The 20,997-nt window shown below is 66.0% G+C and carries 18 protein-coding genes; 16 read left to right on the top strand and 2 right to left on the bottom strand.

Annotated features, from left to right (window positions below):
- The first annotated feature begins 10 nt into the window (after positions 1 to 10).
- Both modB and AXYL_RS21735 read left to right on the top strand, forming a co-directional pair.
- Positions 11 to 697, top strand: coding sequence for a molybdate ABC transporter permease subunit (gene modB, locus AXYL_RS21740; RefSeq protein ID WP_013395016.1), 687 nt, complete (start codon positions 11 to 13; stop codon positions 695 to 697).
- A complete protein-coding gene (locus AXYL_RS21735; RefSeq protein WP_013395015.1) occupies positions 694 to 1,380 on the top strand; it encodes a sulfate/molybdate ABC transporter ATP-binding protein in 687 nt (228 codons plus the stop codon). Before modB ends, AXYL_RS21735 begins: the two co-directional genes overlap by 4 nt.
- A 4-nt stretch (positions 1,381 to 1,384) precedes the next feature.
- On the opposite strand, the gene AXYL_RS21730 is transcribed toward AXYL_RS21735, so the two are convergent.
- Positions 1,385 to 2,179 carry a TOBE domain-containing protein gene (locus AXYL_RS21730; protein WP_013395014.1) on the bottom strand — a complete coding sequence of 265 codons (795 nt, stop codon included), beginning with the start codon at positions 2,177 to 2,179 and terminating at the stop codon, positions 1,385 to 1,387.
- Positions 2,180 to 2,337: 158 nt separating this feature from the next.
- On the opposite strand from AXYL_RS21730, the gene AXYL_RS21725 reads away from it, so the two are divergent.
- The 13 genes from AXYL_RS21725 (at position 2,338) to AXYL_RS21665 (ending at position 18,464) form a co-directional block, all read left to right on the top strand.
- Positions 2,338 to 2,928, top strand: coding sequence for a DUF4136 domain-containing protein (locus tag AXYL_RS21725; RefSeq protein WP_013395013.1), 591 nt, complete (start codon positions 2,338 to 2,340; stop codon positions 2,926 to 2,928).
- Positions 2,929 to 2,961: 33 nt separating this feature from the next.
- Positions 2,962 to 4,155 (top strand): DUF3734 domain-containing protein, encoded by a 1,194-nt coding sequence (locus AXYL_RS21720; RefSeq protein WP_013395012.1) that lies wholly within the window; start codon positions 2,962 to 2,964, stop codon positions 4,153 to 4,155.
- A gap of 193 nt (positions 4,156 to 4,348) precedes the next feature.
- Positions 4,349 to 4,714: a helix-turn-helix domain-containing protein gene (locus AXYL_RS21715; protein ID WP_013395011.1), complete on the top strand. Its 366-nt coding sequence runs from the start codon at positions 4,349 to 4,351 to the stop codon at positions 4,712 to 4,714.
- 197 nt (positions 4,715 to 4,911) lie between these two features.
- Positions 4,912 to 6,174 carry an efflux RND transporter periplasmic adaptor subunit gene (locus AXYL_RS21710; RefSeq protein WP_013395010.1) on the top strand — a complete coding sequence of 421 codons (1,263 nt, stop codon included), beginning with the start codon at positions 4,912 to 4,914 and terminating at the stop codon, positions 6,172 to 6,174.
- A gap of 62 nt (positions 6,175 to 6,236) precedes the next feature.
- Positions 6,237 to 9,470: an efflux RND transporter permease subunit gene (locus AXYL_RS21705; protein WP_013395009.1), complete on the top strand. Its 3,234-nt coding sequence runs from the start codon at positions 6,237 to 6,239 to the stop codon at positions 9,468 to 9,470.
- The gene (locus tag AXYL_RS21700) at positions 9,467 to 10,954 is read left to right on the top strand and encodes an efflux transporter outer membrane subunit (RefSeq protein ID WP_013395008.1); all 1,488 of its coding nucleotides are present in this window, start codon (positions 9,467 to 9,469) and stop codon (positions 10,952 to 10,954) included. The genes AXYL_RS21705 and AXYL_RS21700 overlap by 4 nt, the downstream gene beginning before the upstream one ends.
- Positions 10,951 to 11,691, top strand: coding sequence for a pyridoxine 5'-phosphate synthase (gene pdxJ / locus AXYL_RS21695; RefSeq protein WP_013395007.1), 741 nt, complete (start codon positions 10,951 to 10,953; stop codon positions 11,689 to 11,691). The genes AXYL_RS21700 and pdxJ overlap by 4 nt, the downstream gene beginning before the upstream one ends.
- A 42-nt stretch (positions 11,692 to 11,733) precedes the next feature.
- Positions 11,734 to 12,171: a holo-ACP synthase gene (gene acpS / locus AXYL_RS21690; protein WP_013395006.1), complete on the top strand. Its 438-nt coding sequence runs from the start codon at positions 11,734 to 11,736 to the stop codon at positions 12,169 to 12,171.
- 57 nt (positions 12,172 to 12,228) lie between these two features.
- The gene (nagZ, locus tag AXYL_RS21685) at positions 12,229 to 13,287 is read left to right on the top strand and encodes a beta-N-acetylhexosaminidase (RefSeq protein ID WP_013395005.1); all 1,059 of its coding nucleotides are present in this window, start codon (positions 12,229 to 12,231) and stop codon (positions 13,285 to 13,287) included.
- Positions 13,250 to 15,076: an excinuclease ABC subunit UvrC gene (uvrC, locus tag AXYL_RS21680; protein ID WP_013395004.1), complete on the top strand. Its 1,827-nt coding sequence runs from the start codon at positions 13,250 to 13,252 to the stop codon at positions 15,074 to 15,076. Before nagZ ends, uvrC begins: the two co-directional genes overlap by 38 nt.
- 215 nt (positions 15,077 to 15,291) lie before the next feature.
- Entirely contained in the window at positions 15,292 to 15,864 is a 573-nt protein-coding gene (pgsA, locus tag AXYL_RS21675) for a CDP-diacylglycerol--glycerol-3-phosphate 3-phosphatidyltransferase (protein WP_013395003.1), read from the top strand.
- 185 nt (positions 15,865 to 16,049) lie between these two features.
- Complete coding sequence (locus AXYL_RS21670) at positions 16,050 to 17,354, top strand: MFS transporter (protein WP_013395002.1); 1,305 nt, start codon at positions 16,050 to 16,052, stop codon at positions 17,352 to 17,354.
- Between the two features lie 108 nt (positions 17,355 to 17,462).
- Positions 17,463 to 18,464, top strand: coding sequence for a cytochrome-c peroxidase (locus AXYL_RS21665; protein ID WP_013395001.1), 1,002 nt, complete (start codon positions 17,463 to 17,465; stop codon positions 18,462 to 18,464).
- 15 nt (positions 18,465 to 18,479) lie between these two features.
- On the opposite strand, the gene queF is transcribed toward AXYL_RS21665, so the two are convergent.
- Positions 18,480 to 19,304, bottom strand: a complete 825-nt coding sequence (gene queF, locus AXYL_RS21660; RefSeq protein WP_013395000.1) for an NADPH-dependent 7-cyano-7-deazaguanine reductase QueF — start codon at positions 19,302 to 19,304, stop codon at positions 18,480 to 18,482.
- A 325-nt stretch (positions 19,305 to 19,629) separates the two neighbouring features.
- Here queF and aceA point away from each other — a divergent pair, with 325 nt between their 5' ends.
- Complete coding sequence (gene aceA / locus AXYL_RS21655) at positions 19,630 to 20,949, top strand: isocitrate lyase (RefSeq protein WP_013394999.1); 1,320 nt, start codon at positions 19,630 to 19,632, stop codon at positions 20,947 to 20,949.
- Positions 20,950 to 20,997: the final 48 nt, after the last annotated feature.

Here is a 20,997-nt window from a genome sequence, read left to right as displayed (position 1 = left end):
GTAGGCATTGATGAGTGATCCGGTTTGGGTGCCCCTGCTGCTTTCCCTGAAAGTGGCAGGCTGGGCAACGTTGTTGGCGACCGTGGCCGGCACGGCCGCGGCCTATGGCCTGTCGCGCTGGCGCTGGCCGGGCCGCGATCTTCTGGACGCGCTGCTGACCTTGCCGCTGGTGCTGCCGCCCACGGTGCTCGGCTACTACCTGCTGGTGTTGCTGGGGCGCCGCGGCATCATCGGCGAGACGCTGGCGGACTGGGGCATCGAACTGGTCTTCACCTGGCAGGGCGCGGTGATCGCGGCTTCCGTGGTGGCGTTTCCGCTGGTGTTCAAATCGGCCCGCGCGGCCTTCGAAAACGTCGATAGCCAGCTCGAAAGCGCGGCGCGCGTGCTGGGCGTGTGCGAGGCGGGGGTGTTCTTCCGCGTTACGCTGCCTTTGGCCGCGCGCGGCATCGCTGCCGGCGTGCTGCTGGCGTTCGCGCGGGCGCTGGGCGAATTCGGCGCCACGCTGATGATCGCCGGCAACCTGCCGGGGCGCACACAAACCCTGTCGGTCGCCATCTACGAGGCGGTGCAGGCAGGTGACGATGCCACCGCCAACATGCTGGTGCTGGTCACTTCGGTGACCTGCGTGGTGGTCTTGCTGCTGGCCGGCAAGCTGGTGCCTGTCAGCAGCGGCCGGCGCAACGGGGGCGCGCTATGAGCGTCAACATCCGGGTGCGCAAGCAGATGGTGTCCGGCGACCGGCGCTTCGGGCTGGACGTGGCGTTCGATTCCTCGGCCAAGCGCATCGCGCTGTTCGGTCCGTCGGGGGCGGGCAAGAGCCTGACGCTGCGCGCGGTGGCGGGTCTGCTGCGCCCCGATTCGGGCCGCATCGAGATCAACGGCCGCGTGCTGTTCGATGCCGACGCCGGCGTCAGCCTGCCCGCGCAGTCGCGCCGCGTCGCCTATCTGTTCCAGGACTACGCCCTGTTTCCTCATCTGACCGTGGCGCAGAACATTGCTTTTGGATTGCGGCGCGGTTGGCGCAATCCGCCCAGGCGCGAGGTCGGGCCCGAGGCGCAGCGCTGGGTGGACGCGTTCGAGCTGGGCTCCATTGTGGGCAGCTATCCCAGCGAAATCTCGGGCGGGCAGAAGCAACGGGTCGCCTTGGCGCGAGCCCTCATGCTGCGGCCGGACATCCTGCTGCTCGACGAGCCCTTTTCAGCGCTGGACTCGCAGCTGCGCGGCAAGATGCGTTCGGAGCTCAACGCCTTGCAGCGCCAGTTGGACGTACCCATGCTCCTGATCACGCACGACCCGGCCGACGTGGACGCGCTGGCCGACGAAGTGTTCGAAGTGCGCGAGGGCAGGGTGCGGCGCCACGATGAGGACGTGGGCGTCTGAAAGGTCAGTCCAGCACGCCGAGTATCACACTGGAAGCCTTGAAGATCGCCACCGCGTCGGCGCCTACGTCCAGCGCCAGATCCTGTGCGCTTTCATTGGTGACGATGGCCGCCAGCGTCACGCCGCCGTCCAGTCCGATCAGGATCTCGCTGTTGACGGCGCCCGGGCGCAGGGCGGTGATTTTGCCCGGTAGCTGATTGCGCGCCGACAGGCGCAGGCCGGGGCCGGGCGCGCCCACGATGACCGACGACGCCTTGACCAGCGCGATCGCCTCCTTGCCCATCGCCAATCCCAGTTCCTGCGTGCTTTCGCGCGTGATGGTGGCCGTGATGGTCAGGCCGCCCGCGATGCGCAGCACGATTTCGTCGTTGACGGCGCCGGCGCGGATCTGGATGACGGTGCCTAGCAGTTTGTTGCGTGCGCTGGTCTTTAGCATGAAACGCCTCATGAGGTCGATGTCGCCGCTGGCGTTCATGCCAGCGCGGGTCAGGTTTTCCATGAACTTGCGGTGTTCGGCCTCCAGGGCGCGGAAGGTGCCGATCAGGCCGCGCGCGCGGTCCGTCAGGCGCGTGCCGCCGCCGCCCTTGCCGCCGGCGGCCCGGATCACCAAAGGCTCGCCCGCCAGGTTGTTCATGGCGTCGATGGCGTCCCAGGCCCCCTTGTAGCTCATGCCCACGGCGCGCGCGGCGGCCGTGATCGAGCCAGTAGCGTCGATTTGCGCCAGCAGGTCTATGCGGTTTTTGCCGCCCCAGGTCTGGGCGCCGGAGCGAAACCAAATCGAGCCGTCAAGTTCCAACATTTGTGTCGTGCCGTGGTCAGGGTATGGGACAGATGAAAGTGTAATGGACGGCGGTTGCTTCAGCGTTTTGCTGCGGGAGCGATGCGAATGAGATTCTGTTGAAATTTTGTGGGCTTCGCGGCACTATGTTCGAGCATCGGGCTCTCGGAGAAAACGACATGAAAGCGTTCAAATTGCTGGCTGCGGGTTCCATGACGGCTCTGTTGGCGGCTTGCGCCTCGGGTCCCACCGTCAAGAGCGACTACGATCACCAGGCGAATTTCGCCCAGTATCGGACATTTGGGTACATGACGCCGCTGGGCACGGACAAAGCGGGCTACAGTAGCTTGCTGACCGAGCGCCTCAAGAACGCCACGCGCGGCCAGATGGAAATGCGCGGCTATACCTATAGCGCCTCCAATCCCGACCTGCTGGTCAATTTCAGCGCCAAGCTGCAGCAGAAGGTGCAGGTCACGCCGGCCGCTCCGCCCATGGGCCCGTACTACGGCTATCGCGCCGGCTTCTACGGCGGCTGGCCCGGCTACGGTTGGGGCGACGACGTCTACCAATATACTGAGGGCACCTTGAATATCGACTTGGTCGACATGCGCCGCAGGCAGCTGGTCTGGGAAGGCCTGGCGGTGGGCGAGGTCCAGCCCGACGCGGCCGCTACGCCCGAGAACACGGACAAGGTGGTCGCGCAGATTTTCTCCAAGTATCCGTTCCGCGCGGGCGTGGGCACGCCGCAAGTGCCGGACAAAAGCAAGTAGGGCGGTCCGCCAGCCCTGCCTAGAGGAAGCCGTATGAGTACTCGCCGCAAGGCCCCGACCCAAGACACCGGCGATACGCCGCCCTATGAAGTCGTCGCCCTGGTGCTGCAGGGCGGGGGAGCGCTGGGGGCCTACCAGGCCGGGGTGTACCAAGGGCTGCACGAAGCGGGCATCCGGCCCAACTGGATTTCCGGCATTTCCATCGGGTCGATCAATGCGGCCATCATCGCGGGTTCCCGCGAGGACGAGCGGGTGGAGCGCTTGCGTGGTTTCTGGGAAGCCATCTGCCGGCCGGCGGGTTTCGCCTCGGTGCCCTGGGGCGAGACGCTCGGGCCCATGTTCGAAGGTTTGCCGTTCGGCTTCGGCTCACCCGTCATGAACGGGCATGTGTCGGCCTTCCAGGCCCTGTTCTCGGGCCAACCGGGCTTTTTCAAACCGCGTTTTCCGCCGCCCTACCTGGTGCACGGCAGGGGCGCGGCGTCCACCAGCTTCTACGACACCACGCCGCTGGCCGCGACCTTGCGGGAATTCGTGGATTTCGACCTGCTCAATAGCGGAGCCGTGCGCGCCAGTTTCGGCGTGGTCAACGTGCGGACCGGCAACTTCGCCTATTTTGACAGCCTGAAGGACACCCTGAGGCCCGAGCACATCATGGCCTCGGGCGCCTTGCCGCCAGGCTTCCCCTCCGTCGAGATCGACGGCGAACACTATTGGGACGGCGGCATCGTGTCCAACACGCCGCTGGCCCAGGTGCTGACCACGGACAACATGCGCGACACGCTGGCGTTCCAGGTCGATCTGTGGCCGGCGCGCGGCGGCCTGCCGACCAACCTGGAGGAAGTGGCCGAGCGCCAGAAGGACATCCAGTATTCCAGCCGGACCCGCCTGGTCACGGACCAGATGCGGCGCGTGCTCAAGCTGCGCCACGGCTTGCAGCGTCTGCTGGCGAAGCTGCCGGAAGCCGAGCGCAAGGCGGCTGAGTTCGACGACATCCGCAAGCTGTCCCATACGCCGGCCACCAACATCATCAACCTCATCTACGAGTCCAAGCACCGGGAGCGTTACTCCAAGGACTACGAGTTCGGCACCGAGGCCATGCGCGAGCACTGGGAGTCCGGCCTGTCCGACATTCGCGCCACGCTGGCCAAGCCCGGCATCCTGGCCCGCCCGACCCAGGACAGTTGCTTCGTCACCCACGATATCCACCGCAACGGCAAGCGCACCTGAACTCGCGGGGCAAAGGCGCGGCCGGTGTTTCTGGATAGGGCGGGGCAGGTTGCCGATCGGATTGGTCCTATAGGTGCCCTGTAAATCCAACATAGGCGGGTTCCGGCGGTAGTCTTTCGGGGCAAGTTGCAACCTTGTTCCGGGAGCCGGCCGCCATCCCGCGCGGCGCGGGCCGTCCTGGTGGAGATCCGTCGTGAATGCCCCCGCTCGCCTTGCCCAAGTCGCGCCTGCCCGCGCGGCCGACACTCCCTACGCCTTGGACGGCTGGTGGACCCTGGTCTACCAGGGCTGGACCCTGCTTACGCCCCAGGGCATCCGCATCGGCCTGACTGCCCTGGAGCGCACTTGCCTGCTTTGCCTGGCGGGCAATCCCGCCAGGGAACTGCGGCGCGATGAATTCATGGCCGCCCGCAAGCGCACCACGATGCGCACGCTGAATGTGGCCATATGCCGCCTGCGCGGCAAGGTCCTGCTGGCTGGCGCCCGGCTGCCGTTGCATACGGTCCATGGCATGGGCTATGTGTTCCTGGGCAAGCTGCGGGAGCTTTCCGAGACCTGATTTGTTGTACGAAATCCCCTCGCGCGTGGTATTTGAAGCACTAAAAATCAGTGATTTCCCCAATAACTGAGTTACATTACTGGGCTGATTACGTGCCTTGATGACGCATGCTTCTTATTTGATCGCGGCCAGAGCCGCGGTTAAATACTGCGATTACATGACGCGATTACGGTTAATTACGCTACGCGGGGGTTTCAATGCGGTTTTCGCCTAAACGTGTTTCAGGGCTGGTTTTTTCTGGTGGGGTCCTCGCACTGATATTGGCTGGTTGCGGTGAAAAGCCGCACATGAATCCAGGCATGCCCCAAGTCAGCGTCATTACGATCCAGCCGCAGCGCGCGCCCATCGTGTCCGACCTGCCTGGCCGCGTCGATGCCGTCCGGGACGCGCAGATCCGTTCGCGCGTCACCGGCATCGTCCAGAAGATCGCCTTCGAGCAGGGCGGGGACGTCAAGGAAAACCAACTGCTGTTCAAGATCGATCCGGCGCCCTACAAGGCCGCCTACGATCAGGCCACGGCGCAGCTCAAGCAGGCTCAGGCCAATCTGTTCAGCGCCAAGCTGCTGGCCGACCGCTACGCGCCGCTGGTCAAGGCCAACGCCGTCAGCAAGCAGGAATACGACAACGCCGTGGCCTCGTACCGCCAGGCGGACGCCGCCGTCGCCGCCGCCAAGGCCGCGCAGGACAACGCTGCGATCAACCTCGGTTACACCGACGTCACCTCGCCCATCACCGGCCGCATCGGCAAGCCGCTGGTCACCGAAGGCGCGCTGGTCGAGGGCACCTCCGCCACGCAGATGGCCACGGTGCAGCAGCTGGATCCGATCTACGTGGACTTCACCCAGTCCACCGCGGAACTCGCATCCCTGCGCCGCGCTTTCGCCAGCGGCCAGCTGCAGCAGGTCGGCAAGGACACGGCGCGCGCCACCATCGTGCTGGAAGACGGCTCCGAGTACGGCCAGCCGGGCAAGCTGCTGTTCACCGGCATCACCGTGGATCCGACCACGGGGCAGGTCAACCTGCGCGCCGAAGTCCCCAACCCCGACGGCATCCTGCTGCCCGGCATGTACGTGCGCGTGCGCCTGGAGCAGGGCGTGGACGACAAGGCCCTGATGGTGCCGCAGCAGGCGCTGCAGCGTACCGCGGATGGCCTGCAAAGCCTGTTGCTGGTCAAGGACAACAAGATCGAGCAGATACCGGTCACCACTGGCGGCGCTCTCAAGAGCAACTGGATCGTCACCAGCGGCCTGAAGGCTGGCGACGTGGTCGTGGTGGAAGGGTTCCAGAAGGTCCGCCCGGGTGCGCCGGTGCAGGCCAGCGAATGGAAGAACGGCACGCCCGCAGCGGGCGGCCAGGCTCCCGCGCAACCGGGCGCCAAGCCCGCGGAATCCGCCCCGCAGCCCGGCGCCAAGCCGGCCGAGCCTGCGCAGCAGGACAAGGCCGCAGGCCAGAAATCTTAAGCGGCACGCGGCGTAAGCGCCGCGTTCCTCTTTGGTGAGCATCGCTTTCAGAGTCAGCCCACATGCCGCAATTTTTTATTGATAGACCGATTTTCGCTTGGGTAGTCGCCCTGTTCATCCTGCTGGCCGGGGTGTTGGCGATCCCGAACATGCCGATCTCGCAGTACCCGGACGTGGCGCCGCCCGCGATCACGATCACGGCTACCTACCCCGGCGCGTCGGCCAACGAAGTGGCCGAGCAGGTCACCAGTATCATCGAAGACCAGCTCAACGGCGCCAAGGGCCTGATCTACTACGAGTCGGTCAGCGATTCCTACGGTACCTCGACCATCACCGCGACCTTCGCGCCCGGGACCAACCCAGACTTGGCGCAGGTGGACGTGCAGAACCGCGTGTCCAACGTGGTCGCGCAGTTGCCGACGGCCGTGCAGCAGCAGGGCTTGCAATACGAGCAGACCAGTACTGGCTTCCTGATGGTGGCGGCGGTGTCGTCCACCGACGGTTCGCTCGACCAGACCGCGCTGGCCGACTACATCACCCGCAACATCAAGAACCCGGTGTCCCGCGTGCCCGGCGTGGGCCAGTTCCAGCTGTTCGCGGCGCCGCGCGCCATGCGCGTGTGGGTCGATCCCGCCAAGCTGGTCGGTTTCAACCTGAGCATGTCGCAGGTCAACCAGGCCATCGCCCAGCAGAACGTGGTGATTTCCGGCGGCAGCATCGGTGCGCCGCCCAACCCGGACTCGCAGCGCATCACCGCCACGGTCACGGCCAACGGCCAGCTGAGCACGGTAGAGGGCTTCGGCAAGATCGTCCTGCGCGCCAATACCGACGGCTCCCAGGTGCTGCTGCGCGACGTCGCCCGCATCGAAGTGGGTGCGGACAACTACCAGTTCGGCGCCCGCCTGAACGGCAAGCCGACGGCCGCATTCGCCATCGTGCTGTCGCCCAACGCCAACGCGCTGGCTACCGCGCAGGGCGTGCGCCAGCAGATGGAAGAACTGTCCAAGTACTTCCCGGGCAACATCACCTACTCCATTCCGTACGACACGGCGCCTTACGTGAAGGTGTCGATCGAGCAGGTGGTCCACACCCTGGCTGAAGCCATGGTGCTGGTGTTCCTGGTGATGTATCTGTTCCTGCAGAACGTCCGCTATACCCTGATCCCGGCCCTGGTGGTGCCGGTGGCCATGCTGGGGGCGTTCGCGGTGATGCTGGCGCTCGGGTTCTCCATCAACGTGCTCACCATGTTCGCCATGGTGCTTGCCATCGGGATTCTGGTGGACGACGCCATCGTGGTGGTGGAGAACGTCGAGCGGATCATGTCCACGGAGGGCTTACCACCCAAGGAAGCCACCAAGAAGGCCATGCCGCAGATCAGCGGCGCCATCATCGGCATCACGCTGGTGCTGGTGACGGTGTTCCTGCCGCTGGCCTTCATGAGCGGTTCGGTGGGCGTGATCTATCGCCAGTTCTCGATCGCGATGGCCGTGTCCATCTTCTTCTCGGCGCTGCTGGCGTTGACCTTTACCCCGGCGCTGTGCGCCACCATCCTCAAGCCGGTGCCCAAGGGCCACCACGAGGACAAGAAGGGCTTCTTCGGCTGGTTCAACCGCAAATTCGACGCCACCACCCACAACTACCAGAACTGGGTGTCGCGGATCCTGCACAAGGGCGGCCGCATGATGCTGGCCTTCCTGTTGCTGGTCGTGCTGCTGGGCTGGCTGTACCTGCGCCTGCCGTCGTCGTTCCTGCCCGAGGAAGACCAGGGCTATGTGGTCAGCAACATCGAGCTGCCTACCGGCGCCACGGCCAACCGCACGGTCGAGGTCATCGAGCAGGTCGAGAAGTACTTCTCGGACGTGCCCGCGGTCGAGAACATCATCGCCGTGCAGGGCTACAGCTTCAACGGCAACGGCCTGAACGCCGCTATCGCCTTCGTCACGCTGAAGGACTTCAGCGAACGCAAGGAGCGCAAGGATTCCGCGGGCGCAATCGCCTTCCGGGCCTTCGAGAAGCAGTTGATGGGCATCCATGACGCGCAGGTGTTCACGCTGGTGCCGCCCGCCATCTCGTCCCTGGGCAACGCCACCGGTTTCGACTTCCGCCTGCAGGATCGCGGCGCGGCGGGTTCCGCTGCCCTGGCCGCGGCCACCGGCGAACTCATGGGCCTGGTCATGAAGAGCCCCGTGCTGTCGCAGGTGCGCATCACCGGCCTCGGACCGGGCGCGCAGCTCAGCCTGACCATCGATCGCGACAAGGCGGCCGCGCTGGGCGTGGATTTCAACGAGGCTGCCTCGCTGATTTCCACCGCGGTCGGTTCCGCCTACCTGAGCAAGTTCCCCAACCTGGGCCGGATGCAGAACATCTGGGTGCAGGCCGACGCGCCGTACCGCATGCAGCTCAATGATGTGCTGCAGCTGAATGCGCGCAACGGTCAGGGCGGCATGGTGCCGCTGTCCACCTTCGTCAAGGCCGAATGGAAGCAGGGCCCGGTGCAGGTGGTGCGCTACAACAGCTACGAGTCCATGCGCATCAGCGGCGACGCCGCGCCGGGCTACACCACGGGCGAGGCGATGGCCGAGATGGAACGCCTGGTGGGCGAGTTGCCGCAGGGCTTCGGCTACGAGTGGAACGGCCTTTCTTATCAGGAGCGCCAGGCCGGCAATCAGGCCCCGATCCTGATGGGCCTGTCGCTGCTGGTGGTGTTCCTGGTGCTGGCCGCCCTGTATGAAAGCTGGGCCATCCCGATTTCGGTGATGCTGGTGGTGCCGCTGGGCATGCTGGGCGCGGTGGCGCTGATCAGCGCGCTGGGCATGTCCAACGACGTGTACTTCCAGGTGGGCATGGTGACCGTGATCGGCTTGGCGGCCAAGAACGCCATTCTTATCGTGGAGTTCGCCAAGGACCAGTACGCGCGCGGCATGGGCTTGTACGAGTCGGCGGTGGAAGCCGCCAGGTTGCGGTTCCGCCCCATCCTGATGACTTCGCTGGCGTTCATCCTGGGCGTGGTGCCCCTGGCCATGGCGACCGGCGCCGGCGCCGCCAGCCAGCGCGCCGTGGGTCTGGGCGTGCTGGGCGGCATGTTGGCCGCCACGCCGTTCGCGGTGATTTTCGTGCCGACCTTCTTCGTGGTGGTGCTGGGCCTGTTCAAGACCCGGCCGCGCCTGCTGGGCGCCGAACTGCGCGCCTTCGAAGAAGAGCAGGCGGCCAAGAAGGCTGCAGCCGGACAGGCTGCCCCGGACGCCGCCGCGCAACATCCCGCACAACCCAACGGTGGCCAGGAGGGCAAGGAATGAAAGCCCTGAAGTTCAAACAGACCGCCTTGTCCGCTTTCGTGGCGGTGGCGTTGGCCGGCTGCTCGCTGGCGCCTGATTACAAGCGCCCCGACGCGCCGGTGACGGACGCCTGGCCCGACCAGCCCAAGGTGCAGTACGGCGGCTATGCCAAGCCCACTTCGCTGGGCACCCAACCGTCCACCGCGGTCATGCCGCAGGACGGCACGCCCGCCGCCAATCTGGGCTGGCGCGAATTCTTCCGCGATCCGCGCCTGCAAAGCCTGATCGAGCTGTCGCTGGTCAACAACCGCGACCTGCGCGTGGCGGTTGAACGCGTGGAAGAAGCCCGCGCCCAGTACGGCATCCAGCGCGGCGCGCAATGGCCCAGCATCGGCGCCGGCATTCAAGGCCAGCGCCAGCATCTGCCGCAGAACATGCGGCAGCCCGGCTCGGGTTCCATCAGCAGCTCGTACCAGGCCGGCATCGGCCTGACCACCTTCGAGATCGACCTGTTCGGCCGCTTGCGCAACCTTTCCGAGGCGGCGTACCAGCAATACCTGTCGACGGAACAGGCGCAGAAGAGCGCCCAGATCACGCTGGTCGGGGCGGTCGCGCAGTCGTACTTCAATCTGCGCGCCGCCGAGGTCCAGCTGGAACTGACGCAGCGCACCCTGGCATCGCGCCAGGAGTCCTACGACCTGGTCAAGCGCCGTTTCGACGGCGGCGTGGCCTCCGAACTGGACCTGAACCAGGCCAAGACGCTGCTGGATACGGCCTCGTCCGATCTGGCGCAACTGGCCCGCGCCCAGGCCCAGGCCATGAACGCGCTGGTGCTGCTGGTTGGCACGCCGTTGCCGCCGGACCTGCCGGCGCCCGCCGTGTTCGGCCGCGACCAGTTGCTGGCCACGGTGCCTGCCGGCCTGCCGTCCGACCTGCTGGAACGCCGCCCGGACATCATGGCCGCGGAAAACCAGTTGCTATCCGCCAACGCCAATATCGGCGCGGCGCGCGCGGCGTTCTTCCCGACCATCTCGCTGACCGGCCTGCTGGGCGTGGCCAGCCCGTCGTTGGGCGACCTGTTCAAGGGCGGCCAGGGTTATTGGAGCTTCTCGCCTTCGATCACCACGCCGCTGTTTGCCGGCGGCAGCATCCGCGAAGGGCTGAACCTGGCCAAGGCGCGCGACAATATCGCCGTGGCGCAGTACGAACAGTCCATTCAGCAGGCGTTCCGCGAAGTCTCGGACGCGCTGGCGGGCGAAGCTACCTACGGGGCGCAGCTGGATGCCCAGCGCGCCTTGCAGGACGCGTCCGGACGCACGCTGGAACTGTCGAATCTGCGCTATACCAACGGTATCGACAGCTACTTGCAGGTGCAGACCGCGCAGGTGGACTTTTTCAATGCCCAGCTCTCTCTGGTCCAGACTGGCCTGGCCGCGCTGATCAACCGCGTGGAACTGTACAAGGCCCTGGGCGGCGGCTGGGAAGAAACAACGAAAGTGCAATGATAGAACTTGGTGTAAACATCGATCACGTTGCCACGCTGCGGCAACAACGCCACACGACCTATCCGGACCCGGTGCTCGCCGCGTTGCGCGCGGAGGATGCCGGCGCCGATCTGATCACGCTGCATCTGCGCGAAGACCGGCGCCATATCCAGGACAAGGACGTGTACGCCATGCGCCCGCAACTGCGCACGCGCATGAACCTGGAATGCGCGGTGACGGCGGAAATGCTGGAGATCGCCTGCGCGGTCAAGCCTAGCGACGTCTGCCTGGTGCCCGAAAAGCGTACCGAGCTTACAACCGAAGGCGGCCTGGAAGTCGCTGGCGCCATGGGGCCCGTGTCGGACGCCGTGGGCCTGCTGGCCGAGGCCGGCATCCGCGTGTCGCTTTTCATCGATCCGGATCCGGTGCAGATCGCGGCCGCGGCCCAGGCCGGCGCGCCGGTGATCGAATTGCACACGGGCGCCTATGCCGAAGCCGAAGGGGAGGCCGCCGAGGCCGAACTGCAACGGCTGCGCCTGGCCGTGGCCGAAGGGTTGCGCCATGGCTTGCGCGTGAATGCCGGCCATGGCCTGCATTACGGCAACGTCAAGCCGGTGGCTGCGCTGGACGGCATTGCCGAGCTCAACATCGGCCACGCCATCGTGGCGCAGGCGGTGTTCGACGGCTGGGAAAAGGCGGTGCGCGACATGAAGGCGCTGATGGTGCAGGCCCGCCTGCAAGCGCTGCGCGGGCTGTGACCGCGAACCCGATGCTGCTTGCTTGCCGCCGGACGCGCGGGCATGCCCATGGCTGACGCCTCCCGCCCCGCCGCGCCCGCGGGCGCCATTGCCGGCATCGGCATGGACCTGCTGCGCATCGACCGCATCGAGCGCGCGCTGGCGCGCCACGGCGATCGTTTCGCGGAAAAGATCCTGGGCGCGGAAGAACTGCAGAAATTCCATGCGCGCCGCGCCCGCGACCCGGTGCGCGGCCTGCGTTTCCTGGCCACGCGCTTCGCGGCCAAGGAAGCATTTTCCAAAGCCATCGGCCTGGGCATGCGCATGCCCATGACGTGGCGCCGCGTACAGACGCTGAATGCGCCCGGCGGGCGTCCCGTGCTGGTGATCGCGCCCGAACTGCTGCAATGGTATGAGCAGCGGTTTGGCGCGGCGCACGTATCCATTACCGACGAATCCGACATGGCCGCCGCTTACGTGGTGGTTGAACGCAAGCCCTGATCGGCGGACCCCGTGTCTGCCGCCGGCTTGCCAGACTCAGACAGAAGGAAGCCTGACATGGCCAAGAAGAAATCCAAGGCGGTGCTGCCGCCCGGCCCCGTGATGGTCGATGTGGCGGGATACACGCTGACGAAGGCGGAAAAGAAGCGCCTGCGCCATCCTCTGGTGGGCGGCGTGATTCTTTTCGCCCGCAATTTCGAAAGCCGCAAGCAACTGACCGAGCTGACGCGCCAGATCCACAAGGCTCGCAAAGAGCCCCTGCTGATCCTGGTGGACCACGAAGGCGGCCGCGTGCAGCGTTTTCGCGAAGACGGCTTCACGCCGCTGCCCGCCATGCGCGATCTCGGCGTGCTGTGGAACCGCGATCCGCTGCAAGCCATGCGCCTGGCCACCGAAGCCGGCTACGTGCTGGCCGCCGAGCTGCGCGCCTGCGGCGTGGACATGAGCTTTACGCCTGTCCTGGACCTGGACTACGGCGTCAGCAAGGTGATCGGCACCCGCGCCTTCCACCAGGATCCGCGCGTGGTCGCGATGCTGTCGCGCGCGCTGATCCAGGGCCTGCAGCTGGCGGGCATGTCGGCCTGCGGCAAGCACTTCCCCGGCCACGGTTTCGTGGAAGCGGACTCGCACCATGAGATCCCGGTGGACCCGCGTCCCTTGGACAAGATACTGAAGGACGACGCTGCGCCGTATGCCTGGCTGGGCGACGCGGTGCTGCCGTCGGTCATGCCCGCGCATGTGATCTATCCCAAGGTCGACAAGCACCCGGCAGGCTTTTCCAAGCGTTGGGTCCAGGACATCCTGCGCACCCGTCTGGGCTACGATGGAGTGGTGTTCTCGGACGACCTGACCATGGAAGGCGCTTCGGTGGCAGGCGACATCCTCGACCGCGCCAACGCCGCTCTGGGCGCCGGCTGCGACATGGTGCTGGTATGCAACCGGCCGGACCTGGCCGACGAGCTGCTCGAGCGCCTGAAGTTCGAGCACCCGGCCGAATCCGTGGCCCGCATCCGCCGCCTGATGCCGCGCTTTGATGCGCCGGACTGGGATACCTTGCAGGCTGAAAGCCGTTACCAGAATGCCCGACGACTTCAATCTCAAATCGTTCCTGGCTGACCTGCCGCATCTGCCGGGCGTGTACCGGCATCTGGATGCGGCCGGCGAGGTCATGTATGTCGGCAAGGCGCGCGACCTGAAGAAGCGCGTCTCGTCGTATTTCCAGAAGAACCTGGCCAGCCCCCGCATCGCCCAGATGGTGGCGAAGGTGGCGCGGCTGGAGGTGACGGTGACGCGCTCCGAAGCGGAAGCGCTGATCCTCGAAAACAACCTCATCAAGACCCTGAAGCCGCGCTACAACATCCTGTTCCGCGACGACAAGTCTTATCCCTACCTGCTGATCACCGGCCACGATTGGCCGCGCATCGCCTATTACCGCGGCGCCACCAACAAGCGCGGCCAGTACTTCGGGCCGTTCCCCAACGCCTGGGCCGTGCGCGAAACGATCCAGATACTGCAGAAGGTATTCCGCCTGCGCACCTGTGAAGACTCGGTCTTCGCCAACCGTTCGCGGCCCTGTCTGTTGCATCAGATCGGGCGCTGCTCGGCGCCCTGCGTCGGCGCGATCGAGGCGGCCGATTACGAACGCGACGTGCAGCGCGCCGTGCGCTTCCTGAACGGGGAAGCCAAGGACGTGATGGGCGAGATCGAAAACCGGATGCAGCAGGCCGCCAGCGAATTGCGCTTCGAGGAAGCCGCGGCGCTGCGCGACCAGATGGGCTCGCTGGCGCGCGTGCTGCATCAGCAGACCATGGAGAACGTCAGCGGCGAAGACACCGACATCATTGCGGTGGCGATCGCCGGCGGCAAAGTCTGCGTCAACCTGGCGATGGTGCGGGGCGGCCGCCATCTGGGCGACAAGCCGTTCTTTCCCTCGCACGCCGAAGGCGAGGCCGCGCCGCAGGTGCTGGAGGCCTTCGTCGCCCAGCACTACACCGACAATGCCATGCCGCCGGTGCTGGTCTGTTCGCACGCCTTGCCCGATCCCGACCTGATCGGCTTGCTGGTGGAACAGGCGGGCGGACGGCCGTCGCGCGTGTTAACGCGCCCGCAGGGCGCGCGCCGCGCCTGGCTGGAGCAGGCGACCAAGAATGCCGAAATGGCCCTGGCCCGCGCGCTGACCGAGTCCGGCGCCCGCGCGGCCCGCACCCTGGCGTTGGCCGAAGCGCTGGACCTGGACACGGACGAAGCCGCACTGGATGCGCTGCGCATCGAATGCTTCGACATCAGCCACACGGCCGGTGAAGCCACCCAGGCGTCCTGCGTGGTGTTCGAACACCACGACATGCAGCCCTCGCTATACCGCCGCTACAACATCGGCGGCATCACGCCGGGCGACGACTACGCCGCCATGCGCCAGGTGCTGAGCCGCCGCTTCGCCAAGGTCGCCGATGGCGAGGCGCCCATGCCCGGCCTGGTGCTGATCGACGGCGGCAAGGGCCAGGTGGAAGTCGCCCGCCAGGTGTTCGTGGAGCTGGGCCTGGACGTCCAGACGCTGGTGGGCGTGGCCAAGGGGGAGGGGCGCAAGGTCGGCCTGGAAACCCTGGTGTTCGCCGACTCCCGGCCGCCGGTGGCGCTGGGCGGCGAGTCCGCCGCGCTGATGCTGATCGCCCAGGTGCGCGACGAGGCGCACCGCTTCGCCATCACCGGCATGCGCGCCCGCCGCGCCAAGGCCCGCAACGTGTCCCGCCTGGAAGAGATCGAAGGCATCGGCGCCCGCCGCCGCCAGCGCCTGCTGGCCCGCTTCGGCGGCTTCTCCGGTGTGGCCTCCGCCAGCATCGAAGACCTGGCCTCGGTCGACGGCATCTCCCAGGACCTGGCCATTCGCATCTATGAAGCCTTGCGGTAACGTCCGTGCGTAGATGCCGGCTGCAAAAGCAATCTACACCTCATGTAACGCGAATGCCGCACGACTTCGGACGCAGATGCAGCAAGGGGCGTAGCGCAAAGCCAGGCCGCGCGGATCCGGCTCCGCCGGTCCGCAGCGGAGCCCCCCTTGGGGGGAAGCGCCTCCGGCGCTTCGGGGGGGGGGCTACCCCACTCTTGATGTAGCATACGGACACTATGCCAATTAATGTACCCATTATCCTGACATGGCTGCGCATCGCCATGATTCCGCTGGTGGTCGGGCTGTTCTACCTGCCCGAAAGCTGGATGTCGGTCCCTGTTCGCGACACCTTCGCCGCCTGGGCTTTCATTATTGCGGCGCTGACGGATTGGTTCGACGGCTGGCTGGCCCGCCGCTGGAACCAGACCTCGGCGTTCGGCGCCTTCCTGGATCCGGTCGCCGACAAGCTGATGGTCTGCGCCGCCCTGATCGTCCTGCTGGACCTCAGCCGCGTCGATGCCTTTATTTCCCTGATCATCATCGGCCGTGAAATCACGATTTCCGCCCTGCGCGAATGGATGGCCAAGATCGGCGCCAGCGCCAGCGTGGCGGTGCACCGGCTGGGCAAGTTCAAGACGGCCGCGCAGATGGTGGCGATTCCGTGCTTGCTGTACAACCAGCCGATCTACGGCGTCAGCGCGCGCCTGCTGGGCGATGTGCTGATCATCGTGGCGGCGGTGCTGACGGTTTGGTCGATGCTGTATTACCTGCAGCGCGCCTGGCCCGCCATCCGCGAAAAGGCCCTGTAGTATTGGTTTGCACAACGGCGGCCCGGCTCGCGCAAGGCGGCCGCCGTCACGTATAAAGAGCGATCGGCCGGCATGTCCGGCATGGCGCCTCATAGTCCAACGCCCGGAGCACCGGGCGTTGCCGGAGACAACCTGCGCATCGCCCCTGGCGCCGCGCCACCCGCCGCTGACCGCGGCTGCCTGCAATGAACACCGCTGCGAATACCCTGGCCCTGGACGCCGCCGCCCGCCGGCGCGACTGGAAGCTCATCATGCTGATCGGCGTGGCCCATGCTTCCTCCCACTTCTTCCAACTGGTGCTGCCCTCGCTCTATGTCTCGCTGGGCAACGAGTTCGGCCTGGACTTCGCCCGCCTTGGGCTGCTGGTGTCCACGTTCTACGTGGTGTCCGGCATCGGCCAGGCGTCTTCGGGCTTCGTGGTCGACCGGATCGGTGCGCGGCCGGTGCTGTGGTTCGGGCTGGCGTGTTTCGTGCTGTCGGGAGTGCTGATCGGATCGGCCAACGGCTACGCCATGCTGATTGCGGCGGCGGTCGTGGGCGGCATCGGCAATTCCGTGTTCCATCCTGCCGACTATTCCATCATCAACCATCGGGTTTCCGCAGCGCGGCTGGGGCACGCGTTCTCCGCGCACGGGCTGACGGGCAACCTGGGTTGGGCGCTGACCCCCGTTTTCATGACCAGCATCACCTTGCTGGCGGACTGGCGCGTGGCGGCCTATAGCGCCGCCGGGCTGGTGGCGCTGGTGCTGCTGTTGACGATACTAGGCCGCGACCTGCTTGGCGGCCCGTCGCCGCTGGAAGGCCATGCGGACGCGGAAACCGGCAAGGCTGCCGCCAAGCCCGCCGCGAAACCCCAGGAAAGCGTGCTGACCACGCTGGCCACGCTGTTGTCCAAGCCGGCGCTGTGGGGCGCATTCCTGTTCTTCGCCTGCACCTCCATCGCGCTGTCCTCGGTGCAGAACTACACCATTCCCTTGCTGGGCCAGCTGTATGACCTGTCCAAGGTCGCCGCCAGTTCGGCGCTGTCCGGCTATATGGTGGCTTCCGCCGTCGGCATGGCCGCGGGCGGTTTCCTGGTCTCGGCCAATCCGCGCACCGAGCGCACCGTAATGGTGGCGCTGATCCTGGCGGGTTTGACCCTGGTGGTGCTGGCGCTGGGCCTGGTACCCGCAGTCCTGGCCGCGCCCGTGGTGGCCCTGGCTGGCTTTTGCTCCGGCGTGGCGGCGCCGTCGCGCGACATGCTGATCCGCCGCGTCACGCCCAAGGGATCCACCGGATCCGTCTATGGACTGGTGTATTCCGGCATGGACGTGGGCTCGGCGCTGGGCCCGCTGGCATTCGGCCTGTTGCTGGACGCCGGCCTGCGCCAGGGTCCTTGGGTGGGTGCCGGCGTGGCGTTCGCCGCCGCGGCCTTCCTGGCGCAATGGATCGCGGTGCAGGCGCGCCGCGCGGAACCCGCGGCCCCGGCCTCGGCTGCCGCACGATCCTGAACCCGCCGGGGCGGGCGCCCCGGCGGTTTGACCCTACGCAAGGTTGATGCGGCGTCTCTCTGATGTAATGACCTTGTCAGTGAAGTGGTCATTACTCAGGAGAAGCAAATGAGAAGGGCAAGCGCGTTGCTGGCGGCAGGGGTCGCCTTGGGCAGTTGGATGGGTCTGGCCAGCGCGGCCACGCAGGAACCGATACAGCCGGTCGAGCCGGCGGTCATCAAGGAGCCGGCCAAGGTCGAGCTGGGCAAGAAGCTCTTCTTCGATCCGCGCCTGTCGCGCTCGGGCGCGATTTCCTGTAATTCCTGCCACAACCTGGGCATGGGCGGATCGGACAATCTCAAGGCCTCGATCGGCCACAAGTGGCAGCAGGGCTCGATCAACTCGCCGACGGTGCTCAATTCCAGCCTGAACATCGCCCAATTCTGGGACGGCCGCGCCAAGGATCTGCGCGAGCAGGCGGGCGGCCCCATCGCCAACCCCATGGAAATGGCCTCCACCCACGAGCTGGCGGTGCAGGTGCTGAACTCCATCCCCGGCTATCGGGCGGAATTCAAGCAGGTCTTCGGCAAGGACGACATCACGATCGAAGAGGTCACCGGCGCCCTGGCCGCGTTCGAGGAAACGCTGGTGACGCCCAACTCGCGCTTCGACCAGTGGCTGCGCGGCGACCAGAAGGCGCTGACGGTGCGCGAGCTGGCGGGCTACGAACTGTTCAAGAACAGCGGCTGCGTGGCCTGCCACAACGGCGTGGCGGTGGGCGGCAATTCGTTCCAGAAGATGGGCCTGGTCACGCCCTACGTCACCGAGAACAAGGCCGAGGGCCGCGCGGCGGTGACGGGCAAGGACGCCGACCGCTTCAACTTCAAGGTGCCGACGCTGCGCAACGTGGCGCTGACCTATCCGTACTTCCATGACGGCGAGGCAGCCACGCTGACGCAGGCCGTGGATGTGATGGGCCGCTTGCAGCTGGGCCGGACCTTCACGCCGGATGAGAACGCGCAGATCGTGGCGTTCCTGAAGACGCTGACGGGCGATCAGCCGGCCTTCCAGTATCCGGTGCTGCCGCCGTCGGCGGACGACACGCCGCGGCCCGAACCCTTTGTGAAGTAGGGCGGTTGCGGGGTCCTACTGGCGGACGGTGCGCACGTCCGCCGGCGGGCCGGCTTCGAAGTTGCTGCGCCACGGGTTGATGTCCAGCCCGCCGCGGCGCGTGTAGCGCGCATAGACCGTCAGCTGCTCTGGCCGGCAGGCCTGCATGATGTCGCTGAAGATACGCTCGACGCAATGCTCGTGGAACTCCGCGTGCTGGCGGAACGACACCACATAGCGCAGCAGCGACTCGCGGTCTATCGGCGCGCCGCGGTAGCGGATCTGCACGCTGGCCCAGTCGGGCTGGCCCGTCACGGGGCAGTTCGATTTCAACAGGCGCGAAGCCAGCGTTTCCTCGACCACTTCGCCCGGGCGGGTGCGCAGCACTTCGGGCGCGGGCTCGTAGGTGTCGATCTCGATGTCCAGCTTGTCTATATAGATGCCGGCCAGCTCGCCCATCTGCAATTCGGAGAAACGCTGCGGCAGGAAGAAATCCAGCCCCACCGGCGCGCCGGCGGCGGCGCTCAGGTCGCGTTCCAGACGGCCGCGCAAGGCGGCCGAATTGACCAGGCGGGTCTGGTTGAACGAGTTCAGGTAAAGCTTGAAGGACTTGGACTCGATGATGTTGGGGCTGTCGGCCGGCACCGAGAAGGTGGCCATGGCCACCCGCGGCTTGCCCTTGGCGTCCAGCCACGACAGCTCGTAGGCGTTCCACAGGTCCACGCCGGTGAAGGGCAGCTTGCCTGCTTCCAGGTTCAGCGCAGCGCGGTTGTGGGACCGGGCGATGGGGAAGAGCAGCGAGGGGTCGTATTGCGAGGCGTAGGCCACGCTCTGGCCCAGCGGGCCGTGGGACAGCGTCATAGCGGAGTCATCGGAAACTTGAAGAATGAGCGCATTGTAGGCGTTGGCAAAAAAGCCTGATTTTCCATATCGTGAAATGTAACCTTCGTCATGTGAAAGCCGCTGCTGCGCAGCAGCGGGAACCCATTTCACAGATGATAATTGCGTTTCGCAATACGAAATTGAATTTATAAATAATTGATTTATAAGGATAATATTTTTCGTCTTGTATAAGACATAAGCCCACATTGCTCCGCAGCAGAGGCATAGACTTTGTCCAACGATTCACGCAACGCAGGACGCGAATCTTTTGAAGTCTTCCCCATCACTGACCAGGAGCATCACCATGAGCCACCGCGAAACCGAAATCCGCAATCTGCAGAAGGACTGGGCCGAAAACGCCCGCTGGCAAGGCATCAAGCGCGACTACAGCGCCGAGGACGTCATCCGCCTGCGCGGCTCCATCGGCGTGGAACACACGCTGGCGCGCCGCGGCGCCACCCGCCTGTGGGAACTGCTGCATAGCGAGCCTTTCGTGAATTCGCTGGGCGCCCTGACCGGCAACCAGGCCATGCAGCAGGTCAAGGCCGGCCTGAAGGCCATCTACCTGTCGGGCTGGCAGGTTGCCGGCGACGCCAACCTGGCCGGCGAAATGTATCCCGACCAGTCGCTGTACCCCGCCAACTCGGTGCCGCAGGTGGTCCGCCGCATCAACAACTCGCTGACCCGCTGCGACCAGATCCAGTGGATGGAAGGCAAGAACCCGGGCGACGAAGGCTACATCGATTTCTTCGCGCCCATCGTGGCGGATGCCGAAGCCGGCTTCGGCGGCGTGCTGAACGCCTTCGAACTGATGAAGGCCATGATCGAAGCGGGCGCCTCGGGCGTGCACTTCGAAGACCAGCTGGCTTCGGTGAAGAAGTGCGGCCACATGGGCGGCAAGGTGCTGGTTCCGACCCGCGAGGCCGTGGCCAAGCTGGTGTCGGCGCGCCTGGCGGCCGACACGATGGGCACGCCCACCGTGCTGCTGGCCCGCACCGACGCCGACGCAGCCGACCTGGTGACCAGCGACGTCGACGAAAACGACCGTCCCTTCATCACCGGCGAGCGCACCGTCGAAGGCTTCTTCCGCACCAAGGCCGGCATCGACCAGGCCATCTCGCGCGGCCTGGCCTATGCCCCGTACGCCGACCTGATCTGGTGCGAGACGTCCACGCCCAACCTGGAATACGCCCGCAAGTTCGCCGAGGCCATCCATCGCCAGTTCCCGGGCAAGCTGCTGGCGTACAACTGCTCGCCCTCGTTCAACTGGAAGAAGAACCTGGACGACGGCACCATCGCCAAGTTCCAGCGCGAGCTGGGCGCCATGGGCTACAAGTTCCAGTTCATCACGCTGGCCGGCTTCCACGCGCTGAACTACGGCATGTTCGAACTGGCCCACGGCTACGCCCGCCGCCAGATGAGCGCCTTCGTCGAACTGCAGCAGAAGGAATTCGCCGCTGCTGAAATGGGCTTCACCGCCGTGAAGCACCAGCGCGAAGTCGGCACCGGCTACTTCGACGCCGTCACGCAGACCATCGAAGGCGGCCAGTCCTCGACCACCGCGCTGACGGGCTCGACGGAAGAGGCCCAGTTCGAACACGGCAAGGAGCAGAAGGTCGCGTAAGCGCCGCAGGAGAGTTATGCAGTTGTAGTTGCTGTTGTAGGGTGGATT

The sequence above is a fragment of the Achromobacter xylosoxidans A8 genome, assembly GCF_000165835.1.
Classification (GTDB): Bacteria; Pseudomonadota; Gammaproteobacteria; order Burkholderiales; family Burkholderiaceae_B; genus Achromobacter; species Achromobacter xylosoxidans_B.
The sequence above is the reverse complement of the archived record's forward strand: the minus strand, read 5'-3'. Positions and strand labels throughout refer to the sequence as shown.

What these genes read in the sequence shown, in the direction of transcription:
- modB (WP_013395016.1), top strand. Translation starts at nt 11, where the DNA reads ATGAGTGATCCGGTTTGGGTGCCCCTGCTGCTTTCCCTGAAAGTGGCA.
- AXYL_RS21735 (WP_013395015.1), top strand. Translation starts at nt 694, where the DNA reads ATGAGCGTCAACATCCGGGTGCGCAAGCAGATGGTGTCCGGCGACCGG.
- AXYL_RS21730 (WP_013395014.1), bottom strand. Translation starts at nt 2,179, where the DNA reads ATGTTGGAACTTGACGGCTCGATTTGGTTTCGCTCCGGCGCCCAGACC.
- AXYL_RS21725 (WP_013395013.1), top strand. Translation starts at nt 2,338, where the DNA reads ATGAAAGCGTTCAAATTGCTGGCTGCGGGTTCCATGACGGCTCTGTTG.
- AXYL_RS21720 (WP_013395012.1), top strand. Translation starts at nt 2,962, where the DNA reads ATGAGTACTCGCCGCAAGGCCCCGACCCAAGACACCGGCGATACGCCG.
- AXYL_RS21710 (WP_013395010.1), top strand. Translation starts at nt 4,912, where the DNA reads ATGCGGTTTTCGCCTAAACGTGTTTCAGGGCTGGTTTTTTCTGGTGGG.
- AXYL_RS21705 (WP_013395009.1), top strand. Translation starts at nt 6,237, where the DNA reads ATGCCGCAATTTTTTATTGATAGACCGATTTTCGCTTGGGTAGTCGCC.
- AXYL_RS21700 (WP_013395008.1), top strand. Translation starts at nt 9,467, where the DNA reads ATGAAAGCCCTGAAGTTCAAACAGACCGCCTTGTCCGCTTTCGTGGCG.
- pdxJ (WP_013395007.1), top strand. Translation starts at nt 10,951, where the DNA reads ATGATAGAACTTGGTGTAAACATCGATCACGTTGCCACGCTGCGGCAA.
- acpS (WP_013395006.1), top strand. Translation starts at nt 11,734, where the DNA reads ATGCCCATGGCTGACGCCTCCCGCCCCGCCGCGCCCGCGGGCGCCATT.
- nagZ (WP_013395005.1), top strand. Translation starts at nt 12,229, where the DNA reads ATGGCCAAGAAGAAATCCAAGGCGGTGCTGCCGCCCGGCCCCGTGATG.
- uvrC (WP_013395004.1), top strand. Translation starts at nt 13,250, where the DNA reads ATGCCCGACGACTTCAATCTCAAATCGTTCCTGGCTGACCTGCCGCAT.
- pgsA (WP_013395003.1), top strand. Translation starts at nt 15,292, where the DNA reads ATGCCAATTAATGTACCCATTATCCTGACATGGCTGCGCATCGCCATG.
- AXYL_RS21670 (WP_013395002.1), top strand. Translation starts at nt 16,050, where the DNA reads ATGAACACCGCTGCGAATACCCTGGCCCTGGACGCCGCCGCCCGCCGG.
- AXYL_RS21665 (WP_013395001.1), top strand. Translation starts at nt 17,463, where the DNA reads ATGAGAAGGGCAAGCGCGTTGCTGGCGGCAGGGGTCGCCTTGGGCAGT.
- queF (WP_013395000.1), bottom strand. Translation starts at nt 19,304, where the DNA reads ATGACGCTGTCCCACGGCCCGCTGGGCCAGAGCGTGGCCTACGCCTCG.
- aceA (WP_013394999.1), top strand. Translation starts at nt 19,630, where the DNA reads ATGAGCCACCGCGAAACCGAAATCCGCAATCTGCAGAAGGACTGGGCC.